Origin of the sequence: Streptomyces sp. OfavH-34-F (assembly GCF_022347745.1) — a bacterium.
Taxonomy (GTDB): domain Bacteria; phylum Actinomycetota; class Actinomycetes; order Streptomycetales; family Streptomycetaceae; genus Streptomyces.
In genome coordinates, this window is record NZ_JAKRGC010000334.1 from 1 (window position 1) to 6,793 (window position 6,793).

Sequence of the window (6,793 nt, forward strand, 5' to 3'; positions counted from 1 at the left end):
GGGTCGCCGGACCGGACCGGGGTGACCAGGATGTCGATGACGCCGCCGCAGGTCAGGCCGACCGCGAAGGCGTCCTCGTCGCTGTAGCCGAAGCGTTCGACGCGGGTGGCGCCGTCCTCCAGGGCCTGCCGGCACAGCTCGTACACCGCGCCCTCCACACACCCGCCGGAGACCGAGCCGATGGCCGTGCCCTCGCGGTCCACGGCCAGCGCGGCTCCCGGCTGCCGGGGCGCGCTGCCGCCGACGGCGACGACGGTGGCCACGGCGAAGTCGCGTCCCTGCCCGGCCCAGCGGTCGAGCTCGTCGGCGATGTCCAGCATCTCGGTCTCCTTGGCGGGTGTGGGGCGGGCGGGTCAGCTGACGCCGAGCCAGCCCTCGATCGGGTGCAGGGCGAAGTAGACGACGAAGATCGCCGTCAGGCCCCACATGAAGGCGCCGACCTCGCGGCCCCGGCCCTGCGCGGCCTTGATGGCCGCGTAGGAGATGACGCCCGCGGCGACACCGGTGGTGATGGTGTACGTGAACGGCATCAGGACCACGGTGAGGAACACCGGAATGGCCACGGAGCGGTCGCTCCAGTCCACGTGCCGGGCGTTCTGCATCATCATGGCGCCGATGACGACCAGGGCGGCGGACGCCACCTCGGCGGGCACGATCGCGGTGAGCGGGGTGAAGAAGAGGCAGGCGGCGAAGAACAGGCCGGTGACGACGGAGGCGAGGCCGGTCCTGGCCCCTTCGCCGACGCCGGTCGCGGACTCCACGAAGACCGTCTGCCCGGAGCCGCCGGCGACGCCGCCGATCGCGCCGCCCGCGCCGTCGATGAACAGCGCCTTGGACAGGCCCGGCATCCGGCCCTTGTCGTCGGCGAGCCCGGCCTCCGTGCCGACGCCGATGATGGTGGCCATCGCGTCGAAGAATCCGGCCAGGACCAGGGTGAAGACGATGAAGCCGACGGTCATGGCGCCGACGTCGCCCCAGCCGCCGAAGTCGACCTCGCCGAAGAGCGAGAAGTCGGGCGAGGAGACCGCGGAGCCGTGCAGCTCGGGCGGGCCGCTGCTCCAGATCTTGGGATCGACGTCCGCCACCTTGTTGATGACGACGGCGACCGCGGTGCCGACGACGATGCCGATGAGGATCGCGCCGGGGATGTTGCGGGCCTGGAGCATGAAGATGAGCAGCAGGGTCACGCAGAAGACGAGGACGGGCCAGCCGGCGAGTTCCCCGGCGGGGCCGAGGGTCACCGGGGTCGCGGCGCCCTTGCCGACGAATCCGGCCTTGTAGAGCCCGATCAGGGCGATGAACAGGCCGATGCCCATGGTGATGCCGTGCTTCAGCGGGAGCGGGATCGCGTTCATGATCAGCTCGCGCAGTCCGGTGACCACCAGGAGGCAGATCACCAGGCCGTACATCACGCACATGCCCATGGCCTGCGGCCAGGTCATCTCGGGGGCGACCTGGGAGGCCAGGACGCCGGAGACGCTGAGGCCCGCGGCGAGCGCGAGCGGGACCTTGCCGACGAACCCCATGAGCAGGGTGGTCGCCGCCGCCGCGAGCGCGGTGGCGGTGATGAGCGCCGACTGGCCGAGTACGTTCTGGTCGACGTCCTTTCCGCCGAGGATCAGCGGGTTGAGCAGGAGGATGTAGGCCATGGCCATGAAGGTGGTGACGCCGCCGCGCACCTCACGGGCCACGGTCGAGCCGCGGTCGGATATGTGGAAGTACCGGTCGAGCCATGATCTGCCGGCGGGGACGCGCGAGCCGGGGCCCGCGTCCTCCGCACCGGTCTTCGGCTGCACTGACTGCTGGGTCATGATGCCTGACTCCCAAGGTTCACAGGGGCACCCGCGGAAGAGGTTCGTTGTGCGGGATTTGGGATGACTGCGCTGGCGGCACGACCCGGTGGACGGCACGGGGCGGGCTGGTTCCGCGAGGGGAACGGGACGTTCCGGTGCGGGGGGCTGGGGGCCGCGAGCGGTGCGGGCCCCTGGGCCTCCGGGCGGTGCGGGCCGGGAAGTGTGACGTTCGCCGGTGGCGCGCACCGCCCGGAGAGTCGGGACGGAGCCGGGTGTCAGAGACCGGTCAGGTGCTCCGGGCGTACCGGCGTCCGGTCGAGCTCCAGACCCGTCGCGTTCCGGATCGCCGCGAGGACGGCCGGGGTGGACGACAGGGTCGGGGCCTCGCCGATGCCGCGCAGCCCGTACGGGGCGTGGTCGTCGGCGAGTTCGAGCACGTCGACGGGGATGGTCGGCGTGTCGAGGATGGTGGGGAGGAGGTAGTCCGTGAAGGAGGGGTTGCGCACCTTCGCGGTCACCGGGTCGACGATGATCTCCTCCATGACGGCGATGCCCATTCCCTGGATGGTGCCGCCCTGGATCTGGCCGACGACGGACAGCGGGTTGAGCGCCTTGCCGACGTCCTGGGCGCAGGCCAGTTCGATGACCTTGACCAGGCCGAGTTCGGTGTCGACCTCGACGACCGCGCGGTGCGCGGCGATCGAGTACTGGACGTGGCCGTTGCCCTGCCCGGTGCGCAGGTCGAAGGGCTCGGTGGGGCGGTGGCGCCACTCCAGCTCGATGTCGACCGCCTCGTCCTCCAGGACGTCCACCAGGTCGGCGAGCACCTCGCCGCCGTCGGTGACGACCTTGCCGCCCTCCAGCAGGAGTTCGGCGGTGGCCCAGGCGGGGTGGTAGGTGCCGAACTTGCGCCGGCCGATCTCCAGGACCCGTTCGCGGACGGCCTCGCAGGAGTTCTTGACCGCCCCGCCGGTGACGTACGTCTGGCGGGAGGCGGAGGTCGATCCGGCGGAGCCGACGCGGGTGTCGGCGGGGTGGATGGTGACCTGGGCGACGCCGAGTTCGGTACGGGCGATCTGGGCGTGCACGGTGACGCCGCCCTGTCCGACCTCGGCCATGGCGGTGTGCACCGTCGCGACGGGTTCGCCGCCGACGACCTCCATGCGCACCCGTGCGGTGGAGTAGTCGTCGAAGCCCTCGGAGAAGCCGACGTTCTTGAGGCCGACCGCGTAGCCGACGCCGCGCACGACGCCCTCGCCGTGGGTGGTGTTGGACAGGCCGCCGGGCAGGGCGCGTACGTCGGGGTGCTCGCCGGCGGTCTCCCACTGGCGTTCGGGCGGCATCGGCATGGCCTTGACGCGGCGCAGCAGTTCGGCGACCGGGGCGGGCGAGTCGACCTGCTGGCCGGTGGGCAGCAGGTCGCCCTGCTCCATGGCGTTGAGCTGCCGGAACTCGACGGGGTCCAGGTCCAGCGCGGCGGCGAGCTTGTCCATCTGCGCCTCGTAGGCGAAGCACGCCTGGACCGCGCCGAAGCCGCGCATGGCGCCGCACGGGGGGTTGTTGGTGTAGAGGGCGAGCGCCTCGATGTCGACGTTCTCGACGACGTACGGGCCGACGGACAGCGAGGAGGCGTTGCCGACGACGGCCGGGGAGGCGGAGGCGTAGGCGCCGCCGTCCAGGACGATGCGGCACTTCATGTGGGTGAGTTTGCCGTCGCGGGTGGCGCCGTGCTCGTAGTGGAGCCGGGCGGGGTGGCGGTGGACGTGCCCGAAGAAGGATTCGAAGCGGTTGTAGACGATCTTCACGGGCTTGCCGGTGCGCAGCGCGAGGAGGCAGGCGTGGATCTGCATGGACAGGTCCTCGCGGCCGCCGAAGGCTCCGCCGACGCCGGACAGGGTCATGCGGACCTTGTCCTCGGGGAGTCCGAGCACGGGGGCGATCTGGCGCAGGTCGGAGTGGAGCCACTGGGTGGCCACGTACAGGTCCACGCCGCCGTCCTCGGCGGGTACGGCGAGGCCGGACTCGGGGCCGAGGAACGCCTGGTCCTGCATGCCGAAGTAGTAGTCGCCGGTGACGATCACGTCGGCGCGGGCCGCGGCCGCCTCCGCGTCGCCGCGGACGATCGGCTGGCGGTGGACGATGTTGGGGTGGGGGACGTGGCCGATGTGGTGGTCGGTGCGGTTCTCGTGGATGAGGGGGGCGCCGGGGGCGGTGGCGGATGCCTCGTCGGTGACGACGGGGAGTTCGCGGTAGTCGATGCGGATCTTGGCGGCGGCGCGGCGGGCGGTCTCGGGGTGGTCGGCCGCGACGAGGGCGACGGGCTCGCCGTGGTGGCGGACCCGGCCGTGGGCGAGGACGGGGGTGTCCTGGATCTCCAGCCCGTAGTTCTTCACCGCGGTCGGCAGGTCGTCGTAGGTGAGCACCGCGTAGACGCCGGAGGTGGCGAGCGCCTCGGAGGTGTCGATGGAGACGATCTCGGCGTGGGCGACGGTGGAACGCAGGGTGTGGCCCCAGAGCATGTCCTCGTGCCACATGTCGGAGGAGTACGCGAATTCGCCGGTGACCTTGAGGATGCCGTCCGGGCGCAGCGTGGACTCGCCGATGCCGCCCTTGGTGCGGGTGTGCTGGTGGATGCTGGCGGGGGAACCGGTGACGTCCATGTCAGACCGCCTCTTCCGCGCGGGCGGCCGCGAGGCGGACCGCGTCGAGGATCTTCTCGTAGCCGGTGCAGCGGCAGAGGTTGCCGGAGAGCGCCTCGCGGATGTCCGCGTCGGACGGCTGCGGGGTGCGCTCCAGGAGTTCGTCGGCGGCGACCAGGAGACCCGGGGTGCAGAAGCCGCACTGGACGGCTCCGGCGTCGATGAACGCCTGCTGGATCGGGGACAGCTCCCCGGTGTCGCGGGTCTCCTCGCCGGTGGCGGGGGCGGCCTGCCACCGGCGGGCCCGGTCGAGCGGGGTGCCGCAGGCGCCGGAGGCGCAGCCGGTGCCGGGGTGGGCGTCGGCGCGGTGGGCGGCGAAGTCGGCGAGCCCTTCGACGGTGACGACGTCGCGGCCCTCGACCTGTCCGGCGGCGACCAGGCAGGAGCAGACGGGGACGCCGTCGAGGCGGACGGTGCAGGAGCCGCACTCGCCCTGCTCGCAGGCGTTCTTGGAGCCGGGCAGGCCCATGCGCTCGCGCAGGACGTAGAGGAGCGACTCGCCCTCCCAGACGTCGTCGGCCTCGTGGCGGCGGCCGTTGACGGTGAAATTGACGCGCATGATCAGGCGGCTCCTTCGGTGCTGCGGCCGTTGCCGCGGTAGGACTCCCAGGCCCAGCCCAGGGTGCGGCGGGCCATGATCCCGACGGCGTGCCGGCGGTAGCTCGCGGTGCCGCGCACGTCGTCGATCGGGTTGCAGGCGCCGGCGGCGAGGGTGGCGAACCGCTGGGCGACGGACGGGGTGATGACGGTCCGGCTGTCCCAGAACCCGCCCTCCTCCAGGGCGGCGTTCAGGAACTCCTCGGCCTCCTTCGCCCGTACGGGGGTCGGGGCGGCCGATCCGATGCCGGTGCGGACGGTGCGGGTCTCGGGGTGCAGGGCGAGGCCGAAGGCGCAGACGGCGATGACCATCGCGTTGCGGGTGCCGACCTTGGAGAACTGCTGGGGTCCGTCGGCCTTCTTGATGTGGACGGCCCGGATCAGCTCGTCGGGTTCGAGCGCGTTCCGCTTGACGCCGGTGTAGAAGGCGTCGATGGGGATCATGCGGGTGCCGCGTACGGACGCGGCCTCCACCTCGGCGCCGGCGGCGAGCAGGGCGGGGTGGGCGTCACCGGCCGGGGAGGCGGTGCCCAGGTTGCCGCCGACGCCGCCCCGGTTGCGGATCTGCGGGGATGCGACGGTGTGCGAGGCGAGCGCGAGCCCGGGCAGTTCGGCGCGCAGGTGTTCCATGATCATGCTGTACGGGACCGAGGCGCCGAGCCGTACGGTGTCCGGTCCGGTCTCCCAGTCGGTCAGCTCGGCGACGCGGTTCAGGTCCAGCAGGTACTCGGGGCGCCGGTGGTCGAAGTTGATCTCGACCATCACATCGGTGCCCCCGGCGATGGGCACAGCCGTCGGGTGCTCGGCCTTGGCGGCGAGCGCCTCCTCCCAGCTTGCGGGGCGAAGGAAGTCCATGGTGGCTCTCTTCTCGATCGGGTTCTCACGCTGGGCTGGGTGACGGCCGGCCCTCGACTCTGTTCATGTCTTGTTCACGCGGTGTGCGGCCCAGTACACAAGCCCTGCTCCACCTGGTGCAGTCACCGAACCCATGAAGGAGTTGGCTGGTCTCCGCTCACGTCTTGTAGATTCGAACGAATGACGGGGCTCACGGGCCTCACCGCAACACCCAGACTTCACCCGTACCAACGAAAGAGATCGGCGGCGACGAGATGCGGCTGCGCGCACTGCTGGAGAACGACGCGCTGGGCCTGCGGCTGCTCGGCGGCGACGAGGAGCTGGACCGGTCGGTCCGGGGCGTGATGACGACCGACCTGCGCGACCCGAGCCGCTACCTCACGGGCGGTGAGCTGGTCCTGACCGGTCTGGCGTGGCGCCGGGACACGGCGGACTCGGAGCCGTTCGTGCGCATCCTGGCGGCGGCCGGGGTGGCGGGTCTCGCGGCGGGCGAGGCGGAGCTGGGGGACGTCCCGGACGATCTGGTGGCGGCCTGCCGCCGGCACCGGCTGCCACTGTTCGCCGTCCACGAGACGGTCGCGTTCGCAACGATCACCGAGTACGTGGTGCGCCAGGTGTCCGGCGAGCGGGCGGGCGACCTGGCGGCCGTGGTGGACCGGCACCGCAGGCTGATGACCTCGGGCCCGGCGGGCGGCGGCCCGGAGGTCGTCCTCGACCTGCTCGGCTCCGACCTGGACCTGCGCGCCTGGGTGCTCTCCCCCACCGGCCGGCAGATCGCGGGCGCCGGCACCCCGCTGCCGCCCGCCGCCGGGGCCGAACTGGCCGGGCTGCACCTGGCCGCCGTCCGCT

General features: G+C 72.1%; 6 protein-coding genes. 1 reads left to right on the top strand and 5 read right to left on the bottom strand.

Features of this window, described 5'->3' with window-relative positions:
• The 5 genes from MHW47_RS30100 to MHW47_RS30120 form a co-directional block, all read right to left on the bottom strand.
• The coding region (locus MHW47_RS30100; RefSeq protein ID WP_239227012.1) for an XdhC family protein at positions 1–320 on the bottom strand (320 nt) is incomplete at its 3' end.
• Positions 321–353: 33 nt separating this feature from the next.
• Positions 354–1,811, bottom strand: coding sequence for an NCS2 family permease (locus MHW47_RS30105; protein WP_239227014.1), 1,458 nt, complete (start codon positions 1,809–1,811; stop codon positions 354–356).
• 257 nt (positions 1,812–2,068) lie between these two features.
• On the bottom strand, positions 2,069–4,453 hold the full coding sequence (locus MHW47_RS30110) for a xanthine dehydrogenase family protein molybdopterin-binding subunit (protein ID WP_239227016.1): 2,385 nt from the start codon (positions 4,451–4,453) through the stop codon (positions 2,069–2,071).
• A gap of 1 nt (position 4,454) precedes the next feature.
• Positions 4,455–5,051, bottom strand: coding sequence for a (2Fe-2S)-binding protein (locus MHW47_RS30115; protein WP_239227018.1), 597 nt, complete (start codon positions 5,049–5,051; stop codon positions 4,455–4,457).
• 2 nt (positions 5,052–5,053) lie between these two features.
• A complete protein-coding gene (locus tag MHW47_RS30120) occupies positions 5,054–5,944 on the bottom strand; it encodes a xanthine dehydrogenase family protein subunit M (RefSeq protein ID WP_239227019.1) in 891 nt (296 codons plus the stop codon).
• Between the two features lie 254 nt (positions 5,945–6,198).
• Here MHW47_RS30120 and MHW47_RS30125 point away from each other — a divergent pair.
• A partial coding sequence (locus MHW47_RS30125) for a PucR family transcriptional regulator ligand-binding domain-containing protein (protein WP_239227020.1) occupies positions 6,199–6,793 on the top strand: 595 nt, incomplete at its 3' end.